Raw genomic sequence first — 15,631 nt, 5'->3', positions numbered from 1 at the left:
TCATGAGGAGGCCGATTATTGCGGCAAATTGGAAAATGCATAAAACTATCGGAGAAGCTGTCGCACTAACCGAAGAGCTTGTTTCTCTTATAGCTGATGCAGAAGTTGACGTTGTAATTTGCACACCGTTTATTTGCCTGTCGGCAGTTAAAGACGCAATTGCTGGGACAAAAATTCATCTTGGTGCACAAAATTTACATTTTAAAGAAAACGGGGCATATACCGGAGAGATTTCTTCTATTATGTTAAAAGAGCTTGGCGTTGAATACGTGATTATAGGTCATTCGGAACGCAGGCAATACTTTGCAGAGACAGATGAGACCGTTAATTTAAAAGTTAAAGCTGCAATAGGACATGGGCTTATACCGATAATATGTGTTGGGGAAAATTTACTGCAAAGAGAGCAGGGAATAACAGATGAACTCGTATCTATGCAGACTAAACTTGCACTTTGCGGTGTAAGTTCGAAAGAAACTGAAAAGCTCGTATTGGCATATGAGCCGATTTGGGCAATAGGTACAGGAATGACTGCAACTAAGGAGCAGGCAAACGATACTATTAGCAAAATAAGAAAAGCTGTTGCCGAACTTCACGGTGATAATACGGCAAGCAAGGTTCGCATACTTTACGGCGGCAGCATAAACCGCAATAATATTTCAGGATTAATGAGAGAGCCGGAAATAGATGGCGGCCTTATTGGAGGGGCATCATTAAATGCAGAAGAATTTGCTAAAATAGTTAAATATTAAGGAGTATATAATGGCTAAAAATATAGTCGCGCTTATTATACTTGATGGATTTGGATGGCGCGAACAAAGAGAAGGAAATGCAATACTTGCTTCGGGTATAAAAAACATTGAAAAATTAATTGAAGAGTATCCAATGACTACAATAAGTGCAAGTGGCTTAAACGTAGGATTGCCGGACGGGCAAATGGGCAATTCTGAGGTTGGCCACTTAAATATTGGAGCCGGGCGTATAGTATACCAGGAGCTTACACGTATAACAAAAGCTATCGAGACAAAAGAATTTTTTCATAATGAAGAATTTTTAGAAGCTATAGATAACGTAAAAAAGAACGGTACAAAACTACACTTGATGGGGCTTATATCAGACGGTGGAGTTCACAGCCATTTAGAACATTTGTATGCGCTTTTAAAACTTGCAAAAGATAACGACGTAAAAGAGGTTTATATCCACTGTTTCATGGATGGCAGAGATGTGCCTCCAAAGAGCGGATACAGTTATATAGAGCAGTTGAATGAAAAGATAAACGAAATAGGCTGCGGCAAAATAGCGACTGTTATGGGCAGGTATTACGCTATGGACAGGGATAACCGCTGGGAAAGGGTAAGCAAAGCATACGACGCGCTGGTCTTATCAGAAGGAAAGCAGGCAAACGATGCTTTAAGTGCAGTTAAAGCAGCTTATGACGCAGGAGAGACTGATGAGTTCATATCGCCGACGGTAGTACATGAAAACGGAAAGGCAGTTGCAACTATCGGTGAAAACGATTCGGTGATATTTTTTAACTTCAGGCCGGACCGTGCAAGGGAGATATCACGGGCGTTTATCCAAAAGGATTTCTCGGAGTTCCCGCGTAAAAAAGGATTTTTCCCACTGTTTTATGTATCGTTTACACAATATGACAAGACGTTTACAAATATACATATTGCATTTAAACCGCATAACCTTAAAAACACACTTGGAGAATATTTAAGCGCAAACGGGAAAACACAGCTAAGGATAGCTGAAACGGAAAAATATGCGCACGTAACTTTTTTCTTTAATGGCGGCGTGGAAAAGCCAAATGAAGGGGAAGACAGAGTCCTTATTCCTTCTCCAAAAGTAGCTACATACGATCTGCAGCCGGAGATGAGCGCGTGTAAAGTAGCGGACGAAGCAGTAGAAAGAATAAAATCCGGTAAATACGACGTTATGATTTTAAACTTTGCGAATCCGGACATGGTCGGCCATACTGGTGTTATGAGCGCTGCTGTAGCTGCTGTTACAGCTGTTGACGAGTGTGTTAATAAAGTTATAAATGCCATTATTGATATGGGCGGTGAAGCTATAGTAACGGCAGACCACGGTAATGCGGAGATGATGAAAGACAAAGTAAGCGGGCAGCCGTTTACAGCACACACTGTTTCAAAAGTCCCGTTCATATTGGTAAGCAAGCGATTTAAGGATAAAAAACTCCGCAGTGACGGAATTTTAGCAGACATTGCACCAACGATGCTCGATCTAATGGGAATTAAAGTGCCAGAAGAAATGACGGGCAAAACGATGATAATTAAGTAGAATAAAAGAGAAGCAGATGCTTCTCTTTTTAATTTCAGTCTATAAAGTGCATTATACTGTCTAAATCTTTTCTGGTTTTTTTCCTAAGAGTGTCCGTTGCGGCATAACCCGTTGCTATAACCAGCCTTACGTGCTTTTCTTTAGGCAAGTTTAAAACTTCTTTAAGTTTTTTCTGATTAAGCCAGCCCATGATACAGGTAGAGAGGCCTAAATCGGTTGCTGCCAAACAATAGTGGGCAACTGCTATCCCTATGTCTATAGATGAAAACTCATCGTTTTTAAATAGCTGCAGCACTCTTTCGTATAAAACGGCGTTTTCCTCAACGACAACGGTAAAAGCGGAGCAGTTATCCGTGAACCTGTTTGCCCCCAGATACTGTACACATTTGGCAACGTCTGCTGCTTTGTCGCCACAGGCTATATAAAAGCTCCATGGCTGGGAGTTGCATGCGGAAGGGGCAAGACGGGCTGCTTCGATAAGGGAAACAATAGTTTTTCTGTCTACTTTTTTATCTGAAAAATTACGGCAGCTTTCTCTTAAAGCTATTAAATCAAAAAAGTTTTTCATTTAAACGTCCTCCATATATGTTTATTTTAACATAAAAATTTTTAGGGACCAACAATTTAACTTTTAAAAAGTAAATTTTTAATAATTTAAACTTTCATATGGAAATAAAAAAGATAATAATATATAATTAAGTTAATAAAGATGGAGGTATAATCTATGATACGTATGTTATATGGGAAAAAAGGAAGCGGAAAATCTAAGAAAATAGTAGATATGGCAAACGAATCCGTGAAAACTGCAAAAGGGGTATCAGTTTTTATCGACGATGATAACAGGCTTATGTATGACTTAAAAAGAGATATTCGATTTGTAGACACTACTGAATATGGCATTGATTCCCTAGATCGTTTATATGGGTTGATTTGCGGTATGATGTCGCAGAATTATGACTTGGAATGCGTATTTATAGATGGTTTAAACAATATTGTAAAAGAAGATATCGCTGAAATGAAAGATTTCTTTAAAAATTTAGACAAGGTCACTGAAGCAAATAATGTTGATGTGGTTATGATAATAAGTGCCGATGCAAAAGATATGCCGAAATTCTTAACTAAGTATGAAAACATAATTTAAATGTACAGATAAAAATTTGGCTTTTATAAAGCTAACCTAAAAGCATGGGTTAGCTTTATATTTAAGATTTCAAGCGTGGAGGAAAAACCAAGAAATGGATTTTATAAGCACGAGGGATGAGCAGGAAACATCTTCTCTTTTAGCTATAATAAAAGGAATAGCCGATTCCGGAGGGCTTTTTGTTCCGGAAAAATTCCCGGAATTAACGATTGACGAAATCGTCAGTTTTAAGGACATGCCGTATTACTCAGTTTGTGCAAAAGTTATTAATAAATATATAGACGAACTAACTGAAAAAGAGATCGAAGATATAACGATGACGGCATACAGCGGATTTGACACAAAAGAGGTCGCGCCGTTAGTAAAACTCGATGAAAACAAATTTATACTTGAATTATGGCATGGGAAAACACTTGCATTTAAAGATATGGCCCTTTCCGTATTGCCAAGCCTTTTGGCTATAGCAAAGAAGAAAAAGGGGAACAGCAATAAGACATTTGTTTTAGTTGCAACGTCCGGTGATACCGGAAAAGCTGCACTTAGCGGGTTTATGGATGCCCCGATGATTGATATATGCGTATTTTATCCTAACGAAGGAGTATCTAAGTTGCAGGAACTGCAGATGGTCACACAGGAGGGAAAAAATACACATGTAATAGCCGTTAACGGCAATTTCGACGAGTGCCAGACTGGCGTTAAAAAGATATTTGCTGACAGCAAGTTCAAGAAGCTTTTAAACGACAAAGGATATGAGCTTTCTTCTGCTAATTCAATAAACTTTGGAAGGCTGGTCCCGCAGATCGTATATTATATAAATTCTTATGCCAAGCTCGTTAAAAACGGTGATATAGCTAAAGGGGAAATGATAAATATAGCAGTGCCGACAGGGAACTTTGGCAATATACTGGCGGCATATTATGCAAAACGAATGGGCCTGCCTGTTAAAAAGCTGATATGTGCATCTAATGCCAATAATGTGCTTACAGATTTCTTTAAAAGCGGGAATTACTCACTTGACAGGAAGTTTTATAAAACAATATCCCCGTCTATGGACATACTTATTTCGAGCAATTTAGAACGCCTTTTATATGAGATAACGGGAAGGGATAAGGAGACGGTGTCTAAGTGGATGATCGAGCTTAAAGATAAAAAGGGATATTCCATCAGCGAAAAGCTGAACCAGCTAAATGAATTTTATGCCGGCTGGGTGGATGAAGAAGGCACTAGAAAAACTATTAAAGAAACATTTGACAAGTATAATTATTTGATAGATACCCATACTGCCGTTGCTGTAAAAGTCTATAACGATTATATAAGGGAAACAGGAGATAAGACTAAGACTATAATCGCTTCAACTGCTAACCCGTATAAATTCGTATTCGATGTGTTAAATATATTTACAGATGAAAAGTTTAGTGATGAGGACGTATTTGGAGCAGTAAATCGCTTAAACGAGATAACGGGAGCCAAAATACCTAAAAATATAGCAGAACTTGAAGGGAAAAAGATACTTCATACTAAAACAGTTGAAAAAAATGAGATGCAACAGGCAGTTTTAGATATTATAAAGTAAACGGGGGAAATAAACTTGAGCGAAACTAATGACAAACAGGTAATATTTTCAGGGATTCAGCCATCTGGAAATTTGACTATCGGAAATTATCTTGGAGCTATAAAGGAATGGGTTAAGCTCCAGGATCAATATAGATGCTACTATTGTGTAGTAGACCTGCATTCTATAACAGTGCGGCAAGTGGCTTCAGAGTTAAGGCGGCGCTGTTTAGACGTACTCTCTATACTGATTGCGGCAGGCCTTGATCCTAAAAAGAACATAATGTATTTTCAATCCCATGTAAGTGCACATGCTGAACTTGCCTGGGTACTTAACTGTTATACTTATACCGGTGAACTTAGCCGTATGACACAGTTTAAGGAAAAGAGCCAAAGGCATGCGGAAAATATAAATGCGGGGCTTTTTACCTATCCTGCTTTAATGGCTGCGGATATCTTGCTTTATCAAACAGATCTGGTCCCGATAGGAATAGACCAAAAACAGCATCTTGAGTTAACGAGGGATATAGCTATCCGCTTTAATAACTTATACGGCGATGTTTTTAAAGTTCCGGAACCATATATACCAAAAGTAGGCGCCAAGATAATGAGCCTTGCTGAACCGGAAAAGAAGATGTCTAAATCCGACGAAAACGACCAGAGCTTTATAACTATTCTAGACGAGCCGGATGCTATTGTGAGAAAAATAAAACGCGCCGTTACAGACAGTGAAAACCGCATAAAATATTCAGAAGATAAGCCCGGCGTTTCTAACTTGATGACCATATATTCTGCAATAACAAAAAAGGGCATAAACGAAATAGAAGATGAATTTGCGGGTAAAGGTTATGGGGACTTGAAAGCCTCAGTAGCCGAGGCCGTTGTTGAGGAACTAAGACCGATAAAGCAAAGCTTTGAAAAAATAAGGGCAGATAAGGCATATTTAAATGAAATAATGGCTTTAGGAAGAGAAGAAGCATCTAAAGATGCCATTAAGACACTTTATAAAGTGTATAAAAAAGTTGGGCTTGCGCCGAATAAACTTTAATAAAATATTATAAAAGAAAAGCAGGTAGTTAACTACCTGCTTTTTTAAATCACCTTGTAAGCCAGCGCCTTATCCTGATCCAGTAAAACTCCTGGATTTTTGAATATGCAATGTCATATAGAACAAATACTATTTCCATGATAGCGATGATCAGCCATAAAGGGAGATCAAGGCTTAAATCCTGTGACCAGACAGAGGATGCCGCAAAGTAAATAAGTGCCATACATATGTTGAAATATAGCAGTTTTAATATAAACGATATTACTTTGTCTTTTATTTTTTCTATATACTTTTTGCCTATGCCATAGTGCCCGAAAAATAAGACAAAAGGCACAACTCTTATAATATCCGGCAATATCAACAGTGATAAAAGCGATGTAGCCATAAAGGAAAGCAAGGCAAGCGAAAAGTCATCTTCCAATAAAATACCGGAGATAAATATAGAGGATAAAAAGTACATAGTCACTCTTCCAAAAGGCAGTATCGATGATAAAAATAAAAACAATAGTGAAAAGGCGGTAAACATAGCCGCCAGGCTTATTCTATGTGATTTAAATTGCTTTTGCATCGACCGTTTCATAAATACTCCTTTTTAAATATATGAAGAGGTTTTGGGGCGTATGTTAACAGCAGCCGCCACCAAAACAGTCACAACAGGAATTGGCGCAGCAAAGGCAGCTTAACCATTCACAGCATGAGCTTTCGGGGTTTGCGGAATTTCCATAAAAGTTTTGGTATCCGGTTCTCTGGCCGTTCATCTGCGCAAAGGCGGTAGCATATTCCGGGTTATTTGGCTCCATATTGTATGCATTTTGTATGTGCTGACGAGCCCCATCGTAAAAGCCTTTTCTTTGAAGTATAACTCCTTTTAAAAAGTGCCATTCTGCAGGCTTGGCAGACATAGAATCCAATATCATTTCTGCCTGGGCCAAATTACCGGCCTGTATAAAACTTCTTACGCGTGCAAATTCGGGAGTGGAACCAGAAGACCTGTACCCACTATTATACCCGCTGCCGTAGCCTCCGCCATAGTTTGACGAGCCGGCTTTTCCGGCGGTACGCTCGCGTGTTATTAAGTCGTATGCTTCGTTTATAGATTTTAGTTTTTCGGCTGCTAATTCCCCTAATGGGTTTGAGCCATATTGATCCGGATGATATTTTTTTACTAAAGCACGATATGCTTTTTTAATTTCTTCGTCTGATGCGGTTCTGGATACCCCCAGAACCTTATATGGATCCATTGACTACTTTTCCTCCAATACCGAGATAGTTTTGTTTTTTAGACCTAAATATATAATATTATCTAATATATCATTATTTTTTATAATTTCCAGCTTTTCATATTCACGGGCAGCCTGTGCAAGCGAATAATACAGATTAAATGAAGCTTCTTCGTAAATTCTTTTTTTAAATTTTCCTATATCTTCATTTGAGTATTTATACTTAAGCAAAAACGGGTTATAGCTTTTGCTTTTAATGTCTTTTGTTATATCATCGTATGCGTCTATCAGATATATAAAACGCCCCAGGTTAAAGCCAAAAGAAAAAAGCGTCTCTCTTTTTTCATCATCTACATTTGGGCTTAGGCTAAATAAGTTTCCGGTTACTTTGGCAAACTCGTTTGCCGGAATATCTAGATCCGCAGTTTTTTCCTCTTCTATTTGCGCAAGACGAGCAAGGTCTCTAGCCATGCATTCGCTTAGTTTGGGGCAAGTTAAAGAGGCGTGTTTATAAGGGCCCGAATATAACCATTTTAGCATATAGTAAAAGATATTTCTATCATCTTTTGCGGCATCTGAAAATTTATGCCAGGAAAGCAAAACGTTTGAAGCAGCGGCATAATCTGCATGGATTGTGTTGCAGACCGGGCGCTTTTTTGAAAGCGGATTTACAACACATCTTTTTTCAACGATGTTTTCTTCATCGTTTGCAAGCGAAGATAAAAATATATATAAAAACGTTGCATCATAACTTAAGCTTAAACGCGACAGTGAGGAGTAGTTATGTATCTCCTTGCAAAGCCCGCAATAATATGCTCTATATTTTTGAAAATCCTTAATTTTAAGCTCAGGTTTTAATGGTATTACGTATCCAAACATATGCGCTCCTTAAAAAATATATTATACCATAGATCTTACGATTGTGAACTTAAAGTATATGCAGCTCATACTATATATTATAACAAAAGAGAGGGGTATTTGATATGAGCTGTAACTGTAGTAGATACAGAAGCATAGAGGATATAAGAGAGATATATAAAAAAGATGATAGTGGCCCTGGCAATAATTTTAATAACAGAGTTAATAACCAATGCTGTAACCAAGGGCAAACAAATGATTTAAGGTATAAAGACCGGGGCACATCTTTTTTAAATAAAGATTCTCGAATGGATTATAGGTAATTAACTACAGTTTAAAATATATTTTCAAATAGGTTTTAAGGCGGCTTGATTTAAGCCGTCTTTTTAGTTGTTAAGTGTGGCAATCTATTTATTGACGATAAGTTATGGTATAATATTTATTAATATAAATACAGACGGTGAGTTTATGGGAGCTTATGAAAACATAGCGTTTATTATGAGGTATTTTTTTCTTGCCCTGTTTGTAATCCTGGTGGCAGGCTTAGTTTTAGTATCTTTTAACGAATACAGGGAAAAGAAACGGATAATGGCATTTGCCGGTTATTACATAGGTTTTGCCGAAGTTGTATATTCCGATGATGAGGATTATACTGCAGCACGTTTTGGCATATCAATAGAAACTTCTATAGGGAGCTCAAGTAAGTCTGATATCATTATTTCGGGCAACGGGGTATTAAAAAAACACGCAAGCATAGTAAAAGAAAAAAACAAAGTAATCATAACTCCAAATCAAAATGCTGTTGTTCAGGTAAACGGCCAAAAAATCAAGGCAAAGCGTACATTGTCTAGTGGCGATATAGTTTTGATAGGCGGCACTGCTCTTTTGATACATTTAAAGGAGGAAACAGTATGACGTTTGTAAGAAGAAGTGCTACTGCTGCTTTGATGTTAAATATGGTGTTTGTTTTGTCTGCGTTTATACTGCTTGCCTTTAAAGACGAGACCATAGACTATAACGCGCTAATAATGGGTGGGACGATCGCCGCCGTAATGCTTATATTTTACAATGTTACAAATAAAATATTTAAATATCCTGACAGGATAGTGCTGGTATGCTGTATAACACTCGTATCTATCGGACTTGTAATGCAGTATAGAATAAATTCAGAAACCGGATGGAAACAGCTTGTCTGGTTTGTATCCGGCATTATTGCCATGTATATAGCAATAATGTTTTTTAAAAGCAATTTGAACTTTGGCAAGATAAATTGGCTCTTAATAGCTGCAACGGCGGGGCTTTTACTTATGGCGCTTATCTTTGCACGTGTTATCGGCGGAGCTAAGAACTGGATAAGAATAGGGCCATTTAGCTTTCAGCCAAGCGAATTTGCCAAAATAACGTTTCTAGTTTCAGCAGCTTATTATTTTTCTAAAAGAGACAGGATATTGTCTTTACTACCGTATGCTATATTCAGCGGAGCATGCATCTTAATATTGGTTGCATCTAAAGACTTAGGTGCGGCTATGCTTTTTGCCCTTTCATTCCTTATAATATTTTTTGTTTCAACAGGCAGTAAATTATGGACGCTTGGGGGTATCGGAGTCTTAGGAATCGGTGCTTTTGCCAGCTATAAGCTTTTTTCGCATGTTAGGGTGAGAGTTGAAATTTGGCAGGACCCGTGGGCTGTTTACTATGGAGAAGGCTATCAGATTGTACAGGGATTAATGGCAATTGCAAGCGGTTCTTTTTTCGGGACGGGCTTGTCGCTTGGAACACCACAGTCTATTCCGGCAAATAGCACGGATTTTATATTTGCGGTCATATGTGAGGAATTTGGGATCATATTTGGTATCGCACTGATCGTGCTGTATCTTGTATTTATATTAAGAGGAGCACTAATCGCATTAAATGCAAGGGAAAAGCACGAGCAGCTTTTAGTATTTGGATGTACGGCAATGCTTAGCCTGCAGTGTTTTATAATAATAGCAGGCGTAATAAAGATGATACCATTAACAGGTATAACACTTCCGTTTATAAGCTACGGCGGGAGCTCTATGTGGTCTTGTATGATTTTAGTCGGTATTATACAAGGTATTGCCATTAAAAATGGAATTAAGGATGTTAAAGAGATAAGAAGCATAGGAGGTGATGTAATATAATGAGCGAGGCTAAAAAAACCATTAACGTAAAAAAGAATATGAAATTCATAATATCCGTATTCGTAATACTCTTTTCAGGAATGATAGTTTACTTAGGTTACGCAGTTACAGTTTACGGTGAACGCTGGTTTGCTTCACCATATAATCAGCGCCTGGAAGCTGCAAACTCAAATGTAATAAAAGGCAGCGTACTGGATACCAACGGCATTAAACTTGCATGGACGGAAGACGGAGAGAGACAATACATATCGGATACAGACACAAGGATAGCGATATCTCATACTCTTGGCGACAATTATGGTATGACACAGGGAGCCGAGCTTTTATATGCAAAATACCTCTTTGGTTTTGATTCGGATATAGTATCCAGAGTCGGTGAACTGATAACAGGCGAAAAACGCAAAGGCAGCGACGTCACTTTAACTATAGATTCTGAGCTTTGTAAATACGCAGCGTCTGTTATGGGTGATAATTCGGGAGCTATAGTTTTAATAAATTATGAAACGGGTGAGATATTAGCCTCGGTTTCACAGCCAGGCTTTGACCCGTTAAGTGTTAGTGACTATGCAGACGACGAGGACTCTACTGTGCTTTTTAACCGTGTTACTATGGGCAAGTATCCTCCTGGATCTACGTTTAAGATAATAACGGCTACAGCTATAATCCAAGAAGGGCTACAAGACGAGAGTTATACCTGTACAGGCAGTGTTGATATTGGCGGGATAACCATAGAATGCGCAGGAGGTAAGGCGCACGGCGAACTTACTTTAGAGGAGGCTTTTAACGTCTCATGCAATACTTATTTTGCAACCATGGCCAAAGAAATAGGCTCTAAAAAGCTTTTATCCGTTGCTGAAAAGTATGGGTTTAACTACGACTTTTTATTTAACGATATGATACTTTATCAAAGTGACTATGTTCAAAGCGACTATGATGAAAACGTAGCATTATCTGGAATAGGCCAGTATGAAGACTTGATTACCCCGCTTCATTCGGCAATGATATCAGGTGCAATAGCTAACGGCGGAACGATGATGCAGCCTATGCTATTAAAGGCGGTGACAACGGCTGAGGGAAATGAGACTGATTCCCCTTCCAAGGTCTTTAAAAGCGATGCTACCGGCGGTACGGCAAGCGTATTAAAACAGCTTATGATAAGTGAGGTAAAAAACGGAACCGGAAAATCCGCTGCTGTTGAAGGTTTGACTATAGGCGGGAAGACGGGCACTGCTGAATATACTGAGGGCGGTGAAACAAAAGAGCATGCATGGTTCACGGGATTTATAGCCGATGAGGACCATCCGCTTGCCATTGCAGTTATATTGGAAGGAGCTGGTTCAGGCGGAAAGAATTCAGCGCCCATTGCATCTAAAGTATTTAAAAAGGCTGTGGAGTTAGGATATTAAAATGCAAACGGCTAAGGATATAACTGAGAAGCTTAAATTACTCCCGGATTCTCCGGGAGTTTACATAATGAAAGATGCTTTTGGCAATATAATTTACGTTGGCAAAGCTGTATCTTTAAAAAACAGGGTACGGCAATACTTTTCGTCTACTATAAAAGACGCAAAAGTTTCGGCTATGGTAGATAAAGTAGCAGATTTTGATTATGTAATGACTGCATCTCAAAAAGAAGCATTGATACTTGAATGCAATCTCATAAAAAAACACATGCCCAAATACAATATACTTTTAAAGGACGACAAGCACTACCCATATATAAGGATAGATTTAAATGAGAATTATCCGAGAGTAGAAGTCGTTAGGAGCATTAAAGAAGATGGGGCCAAGTATTTTGGGCCGTATACTTCGGCTATAGTTATAAGAGACGTACTCGATACCCTTTCAAGGACATTTAAGATGCGCCAGTGTAAAAAGGATATATCAAAGGCACAGAAGAGAAAAGAACGGCCATGCCTTAATTTTGCAATAGGCAGATGTTTAGCTCCTTGCACGGGAAATGTCTTAAAAGAAGAATATGACAGCATAATAGATGAAATCATAGATTTTTTATCTGGCAACGGAGAGGGGCTTTTGTTAAAACTTAGCAAAGAGATGGAAGAGCTGTCTGAAAAGATGGAGTATGAAAGATGTGCTCGAATCCGCGATAAGATCGAGGGCGTTAAAATGATGATGCAAAAACAGCAGGCAACAACGCCGCATCTTAGCGATAAAGATGTCTTTGCTATAACTTCTGATGAGGGAAGCGCAGTCGTGCAGGCTTTTTTCATTAGAAGTGGAAAACTAAATGAAACGGCAAGTTTTAATTTAACTTTTTTAAATGAAGGAGAGGGCGAGATACTTTCATATTTCTTGCTCCAGTATTATATAAGCAAGGCATATATTCCTCGGGAAATTTTAGTTAACAAGCAAATAGAGGACAAAGAAATACTGACGGAGTGGCTAAGTGAGAAAAGGGGAAAGCGCGTTTATATAAAAATACCGCGTTTAAAGGAAGATAAAAACTTAGTTGATATGGCATATAAAAACGCAAGTGAAACGCTAAATATCAAGCTAAAACATCGCCAGCGCGAATACGACAAGACGATAGGGGCAGCAAAGAGGCTAAAAGCATACTTAGGCCTCCAGGACGATATTACCAGAATAGAATGTTATGACATCTCAAATATACAAGGGACGGACAGTGTCTCCTCTATGGTCGTTTTCACTAACGGTAAGCCGGACAAAAAGGAATACAGGCATTTTAAGATTAAGACGGTTTTAGGTGCAAATGATTTTGCATCTATGCAGGAGACTATTGAGAGGCGTTTTTTGCGTCTTTTAAAAGAAGGCGACAGAGGGAACTTTTCTTCAAGGCCGGATTTGATAGTCGTAGACGGCGAAAAGGGCAGTTAAGCGCTGCTTACGATGCGCTTATCTCGCTGGGGCTTGAAAGCATACCTACAATCGGGCTTGCTAAAAAAAACGAGGAAGTTTTTTTGCCATTTGAAAAAACGCCCCTTTTGATAGACAAAAGAGACGAGGCATTAAAACTTTTACAGCGTATTCGGGATGAGGCGCATAGGTTTGCCATTACATATCATAGGACTTTAAGGCAGAAAAATGCTAAATTTTCAGAACTTTCAAAAATAAAAGGAATAGGGCCAAAGAAAGTTAAGGCCCTATTAACCGCGTTTAAAAGCATAGAAAATATAAAAAATTCAACAGTGGAGGAACTGTCTAAAGTCAATGGGATAGACAGTTTAGCCGCGAAAAATATTTATGAATACTTTCATGCGTAAACCAGGTAAAATTTTAAGACATTATAACGTTTAATGCCTCCATGGCTTCGGATTCGTCTTTTCCAGAAGCGATTACTGTTATTTCGTCACCTGGTTTTAAGGATAAAGATAAAACACCTATTATACTTTTGGCGTTTATCTTTTTTAAGTCTTTTTCTATATATATCTGCGAGTCGAATGATGATGACAGCCTGACTATTACATCGGCATTAAGAGCGGGGCCGCCATTTAAGTTATTTGTAATTTTACGTTTTAGCATAAAAATCACTTCTTCCTTTCACTTTTTATATTATCTGCGATTTCATTTATTTTATTTAGCCGGTGGTTGACACCGGACTTGCCAATCTGCTTATTTAGCATTTTCCCAAGGTCTTCAAGCCGTGTATCCGGCGGTGAAGAAATCCTCAGCATAGCTACTTCCAGCAGCGGAGGCGGTAAAGCCTCTAAACCTATTGTATCTTTAATGTAATTTATACTATTTATCTGTTTAAAAGCGGCGTCTAGAGTTTTGGATAGATTTGCCGTCTCACAGTTCACCGCACGGTTGACGTTATTTTTGACTTCTTTTATAACGCGTACATTTTCAAGCTTTAAACGGGATTCATGGCAGCCCATAAAGGACATGAATTCGGCTACTTTGTTACCCTCTTTTATGTATACTATAAAATTTTCTTTTTTCCTTGTTATTCGCGCATTAAATTTAAAATTATTTAAAATTTTACATACATCTTTGGCAAGCTGCTCCGATGAAAACACCATTTCTAAATGATACATCTTTTCAGGGGTGGTAACGCAACCGCCACCTAAAAACAGCCCTCTTAAAAACGCTATTTTACAGCATCGCTTTTTTATAATAGAAGAAGAGAGTATGTCATTTCTTATTGCGCCTTCATTATCTATAAGATAAGTTTTTTCTGCGACAATGCGCGCTTTATCTGAATTTATAACTATGCTATATAAGTGCCCGGTCCTAATCGGCACTTCGTGCATTTCTATTTCAGGAGATATGTTAAATAGCTCTTTTAGCAAAGAGAATATACGCCGGGCAACAGCTGCATTGGATGTTCTTGCTTTTAGAGAAAAACCGGAATTTGAAAGTATTATACTCCCGGAAAGGCGTAAAATCCCTGACAATTCCGCTATTGCACAGCATTCCTTATTGATTGGCAGACGGGATAATTCATTTTTAGCCACGGAAGAAAAAGACATAACTCCTGCCCTCTTTGTTATTAATCATTTCATCTTTACGTTTCTGTGCTCAATGTTAACCAAATGATTTTGTGCCTTAAACAGCTTATATAACTCCTCGGCTACAACAACGCTTCTGTGCTGCCCACCGGTACAACCGATGGCGATTACCAAGCTTCTTTTATCCTGTTCCATATAATAAGGTGCCAACTTGTTTACCAGGTCGGCTATACTTTTTATAAAAAAGCTGGTTCTGGGGAAGGACAGAACATAGTCCCTTACGTCTTTATCCAAACCGGTTTTATCACGAAGATTATCCTGGTAAAATGGGTTTGGAATAAACCTCATGTCAAACACTAAATCTGCATCCATAGGTATACCGTGTTTATACCCGAAAGTGACTACCGTAATAACGAATTTATTTTGGGTTTCCGGGCTGTATAAACGGTCTATAATCGCACCTAACTGTTTTGGCGAAAGGGAAGAAGTATCAATGATACTGCCGGCCATATCTTTTATTCGTTTGAGCTTAGAACGCTCCATACTTATACCGTTTATTACACTACCATGAGAAAGAGGATGCATACGCCTTGTTTGTTTAAAACGTTTTATAATAGTTTCGTCGTTTGCATCTAGGTATAGGATTTCAAAATCTATTCCGGGTATCTCTTTTAGCCTGTCTATTGCGGAATATATTTCGTCGAACATAGTACCGACACGGGTATCTACTACAACAGCTACTTTTTCTATCGGTGTTTCTTTCGTATGACAAAGATGTGCAAAATCGTATATAAGTGCAGGAGGTAGGTTATCTACGCAGAAAAAGCCATTATCCTCAAGACGTTTCAGTGACATTGAACGCCCGGCGCCTGATAGGCCTGTTACCAGTAAAAAGCGCATATTATATCTCCTTTAAT

Annotated in this window: 18 protein-coding genes; 11 read left to right on the top strand and 7 right to left on the bottom strand. The window is 38.4% G+C overall.

Annotated elements, in window-relative coordinates; translation table 11 throughout:
- Positions 1-2 precede the first annotated feature (2 nt).
- Both tpiA and gpmI read left to right on the top strand, forming a co-directional pair.
- A complete protein-coding gene (gene tpiA, locus R2876_02800) occupies positions 3-749 on the top strand; it encodes a triose-phosphate isomerase (protein MEZ4357545.1) in 747 nt (248 codons plus the stop codon).
- 10 nt (positions 750-759) lie between these two features.
- Positions 760-2,304 (top strand): 2,3-bisphosphoglycerate-independent phosphoglycerate mutase, encoded by a 1,545-nt coding sequence (gene gpmI, locus R2876_02795; protein ID MEZ4357544.1) that lies wholly within the window; start codon positions 760-762, stop codon positions 2,302-2,304.
- A 34-nt stretch (positions 2,305-2,338) separates the two neighbouring features.
- Here gpmI and R2876_02790 read toward each other — a convergent pair whose 3' ends face one another.
- Positions 2,339-2,872, bottom strand: coding sequence for a nitroreductase family protein (locus R2876_02790; protein ID MEZ4357543.1), 534 nt, complete (start codon positions 2,870-2,872; stop codon positions 2,339-2,341).
- A 156-nt stretch (positions 2,873-3,028) separates the two neighbouring features.
- Here R2876_02790 and R2876_02785 point away from each other — a divergent pair, with 156 nt between their 5' ends.
- The 3 genes from R2876_02785 to trpS all read left to right on the top strand — a co-directional run bounded on the left by R2876_02785 (position 3,029) and on the right by trpS (position 6,044).
- Positions 3,029-3,445, top strand: coding sequence for a hypothetical protein (locus R2876_02785; GenBank protein ID MEZ4357542.1), 417 nt, complete (start codon positions 3,029-3,031; stop codon positions 3,443-3,445).
- 94 nt (positions 3,446-3,539) lie between these two features.
- Positions 3,540-5,018, top strand: coding sequence for a threonine synthase (gene thrC, locus R2876_02780; GenBank protein ID MEZ4357541.1), 1,479 nt, complete (start codon positions 3,540-3,542; stop codon positions 5,016-5,018).
- A gap of 15 nt (positions 5,019-5,033) precedes the next feature.
- A complete protein-coding gene (gene trpS / locus R2876_02775) occupies positions 5,034-6,044 on the top strand; it encodes a tryptophan--tRNA ligase (protein ID MEZ4357540.1) in 1,011 nt (336 codons plus the stop codon).
- A gap of 49 nt (positions 6,045-6,093) precedes the next feature.
- Here trpS and R2876_02770 read toward each other — a convergent pair whose 3' ends face one another.
- From R2876_02770 to R2876_02760, 3 genes are read right to left on the bottom strand one after another with little or no spacing between them, the layout of a single operon-like run.
- Positions 6,094-6,624, bottom strand: a complete 531-nt coding sequence (locus tag R2876_02770; GenBank protein MEZ4357539.1) for a hypothetical protein — start codon at positions 6,622-6,624, stop codon at positions 6,094-6,096.
- Between the two features lie 43 nt (positions 6,625-6,667).
- Complete coding sequence (locus R2876_02765) at positions 6,668-7,285, bottom strand: DnaJ domain-containing protein (protein ID MEZ4357538.1); 618 nt, start codon at positions 7,283-7,285, stop codon at positions 6,668-6,670.
- 3 nt (positions 7,286-7,288) lie between these two features.
- Positions 7,289-8,143, bottom strand: coding sequence for a DUF5685 family protein (locus R2876_02760; protein ID MEZ4357537.1), 855 nt, complete (start codon positions 8,141-8,143; stop codon positions 7,289-7,291).
- A 104-nt stretch (positions 8,144-8,247) separates the two neighbouring features.
- Between R2876_02760 and R2876_02755 the strand changes: the two genes are divergently transcribed.
- The 6 genes from R2876_02755 (at position 8,248) to R2876_02730 (ending at position 13,526) form a co-directional block, all read left to right on the top strand.
- Positions 8,248-8,445 (top strand): hypothetical protein, encoded by a 198-nt coding sequence (locus R2876_02755; GenBank protein ID MEZ4357536.1) that lies wholly within the window; start codon positions 8,248-8,250, stop codon positions 8,443-8,445.
- Between the two features lie 76 nt (positions 8,446-8,521).
- A complete protein-coding gene (locus R2876_02750) occupies positions 8,522-9,037 on the top strand; it encodes an FHA domain-containing protein (protein MEZ4357535.1) in 516 nt (171 codons plus the stop codon).
- Entirely contained in the window at positions 9,034-10,284 is a 1,251-nt protein-coding gene (locus tag R2876_02745; GenBank protein ID MEZ4357534.1) for an FtsW/RodA/SpoVE family cell cycle protein, read from the top strand. Before R2876_02750 ends, R2876_02745 begins: the two co-directional genes overlap by 4 nt.
- The gene (locus tag R2876_02740; protein MEZ4357533.1) at positions 10,284-11,690 is read left to right on the top strand and encodes a penicillin-binding transpeptidase domain-containing protein; all 1,407 of its coding nucleotides are present in this window, start codon (positions 10,284-10,286) and stop codon (positions 11,688-11,690) included. Before R2876_02745 ends, R2876_02740 begins: the two co-directional genes overlap by 1 nt.
- A 1-nt stretch (position 11,691) precedes the next feature.
- Positions 11,692-13,140, top strand: a complete 1,449-nt coding sequence (gene uvrC, locus R2876_02735; protein MEZ4357532.1) for an excinuclease ABC subunit UvrC — start codon at positions 11,692-11,694, stop codon at positions 13,138-13,140.
- A gap of 20 nt (positions 13,141-13,160) precedes the next feature.
- Positions 13,161-13,526 (top strand): helix-hairpin-helix domain-containing protein, encoded by a 366-nt coding sequence (locus R2876_02730; protein ID MEZ4357531.1) that lies wholly within the window; start codon positions 13,161-13,163, stop codon positions 13,524-13,526.
- A 13-nt stretch (positions 13,527-13,539) separates the two neighbouring features.
- On the opposite strand, the gene R2876_02725 is transcribed toward R2876_02730, so the two are convergent.
- Genes R2876_02725 through rapZ form a run of 3 tightly spaced genes read right to left on the bottom strand, consistent with a single transcriptional unit; the run spans position 13,540 to position 15,614 of the window.
- Positions 13,540-13,785, bottom strand: a complete 246-nt coding sequence (locus tag R2876_02725) for an HPr family phosphocarrier protein (protein ID MEZ4357530.1) — start codon at positions 13,783-13,785, stop codon at positions 13,540-13,542.
- A 5-nt stretch (positions 13,786-13,790) separates the two neighbouring features.
- Positions 13,791-14,735, bottom strand: a complete 945-nt coding sequence (gene whiA, locus R2876_02720; GenBank protein MEZ4357529.1) for a DNA-binding protein WhiA — start codon at positions 14,733-14,735, stop codon at positions 13,791-13,793.
- A gap of 24 nt (positions 14,736-14,759) precedes the next feature.
- On the bottom strand, positions 14,760-15,614 hold the full coding sequence (gene rapZ / locus R2876_02715; protein MEZ4357528.1) for an RNase adapter RapZ: 855 nt from the start codon (positions 15,612-15,614) through the stop codon (positions 14,760-14,762).
- Positions 15,615-15,631: the final 17 nt, after the last annotated feature.

The organism is Eubacteriales bacterium (genome assembly GCA_041390245.1).
GTDB lineage: Bacteria > Bacillota > Clostridia > Christensenellales > JAWKQI01 > JAWKQI01.
Note: the sequence above shows the minus strand (reverse complement) of the source record. Positions and strands in the feature narration are given on the sequence as shown.

Excerpts from the sequence above, each read along its gene's own strand:
- tpiA (MEZ4357545.1), top strand. The coding sequence starts at position 3 with ATGAGGAGGCCGATTATTGCGGCAAATTGGAAAATGCATAAAACTATC.
- gpmI (MEZ4357544.1), top strand. The coding sequence starts at position 760 with ATGGCTAAAAATATAGTCGCGCTTATTATACTTGATGGATTTGGATGG.
- R2876_02790 (MEZ4357543.1), bottom strand. The coding sequence starts at position 2,872 with ATGAAAAACTTTTTTGATTTAATAGCTTTAAGAGAAAGCTGCCGTAAT.
- R2876_02785 (MEZ4357542.1), top strand. The coding sequence starts at position 3,029 with ATGATACGTATGTTATATGGGAAAAAAGGAAGCGGAAAATCTAAGAAA.
- thrC (MEZ4357541.1), top strand. The coding sequence starts at position 3,540 with ATGGATTTTATAAGCACGAGGGATGAGCAGGAAACATCTTCTCTTTTA.
- R2876_02770 (MEZ4357539.1), bottom strand. The coding sequence starts at position 6,624 with ATGAAACGGTCGATGCAAAAGCAATTTAAATCACATAGAATAAGCCTG.
- R2876_02765 (MEZ4357538.1), bottom strand. The coding sequence starts at position 7,285 with ATGGATCCATATAAGGTTCTGGGGGTATCCAGAACCGCATCAGACGAA.
- R2876_02760 (MEZ4357537.1), bottom strand. The coding sequence starts at position 8,143 with ATGTTTGGATACGTAATACCATTAAAACCTGAGCTTAAAATTAAGGAT.
- R2876_02755 (MEZ4357536.1), top strand. The coding sequence starts at position 8,248 with ATGAGCTGTAACTGTAGTAGATACAGAAGCATAGAGGATATAAGAGAG.
- R2876_02745 (MEZ4357534.1), top strand. The coding sequence starts at position 9,034 with ATGACGTTTGTAAGAAGAAGTGCTACTGCTGCTTTGATGTTAAATATG.
- R2876_02740 (MEZ4357533.1), top strand. The coding sequence starts at position 10,284 with ATGAGCGAGGCTAAAAAAACCATTAACGTAAAAAAGAATATGAAATTC.
- uvrC (MEZ4357532.1), top strand. The coding sequence starts at position 11,692 with ATGCAAACGGCTAAGGATATAACTGAGAAGCTTAAATTACTCCCGGAT.
- R2876_02725 (MEZ4357530.1), bottom strand. The coding sequence starts at position 13,785 with ATGCTAAAACGTAAAATTACAAATAACTTAAATGGCGGCCCCGCTCTT.
- whiA (MEZ4357529.1), bottom strand. The coding sequence starts at position 14,735 with ATGTCTTTTTCTTCCGTGGCTAAAAATGAATTATCCCGTCTGCCAATC.
- rapZ (MEZ4357528.1), bottom strand. The coding sequence starts at position 15,614 with ATGCGCTTTTTACTGGTAACAGGCCTATCAGGCGCCGGGCGTTCAATG.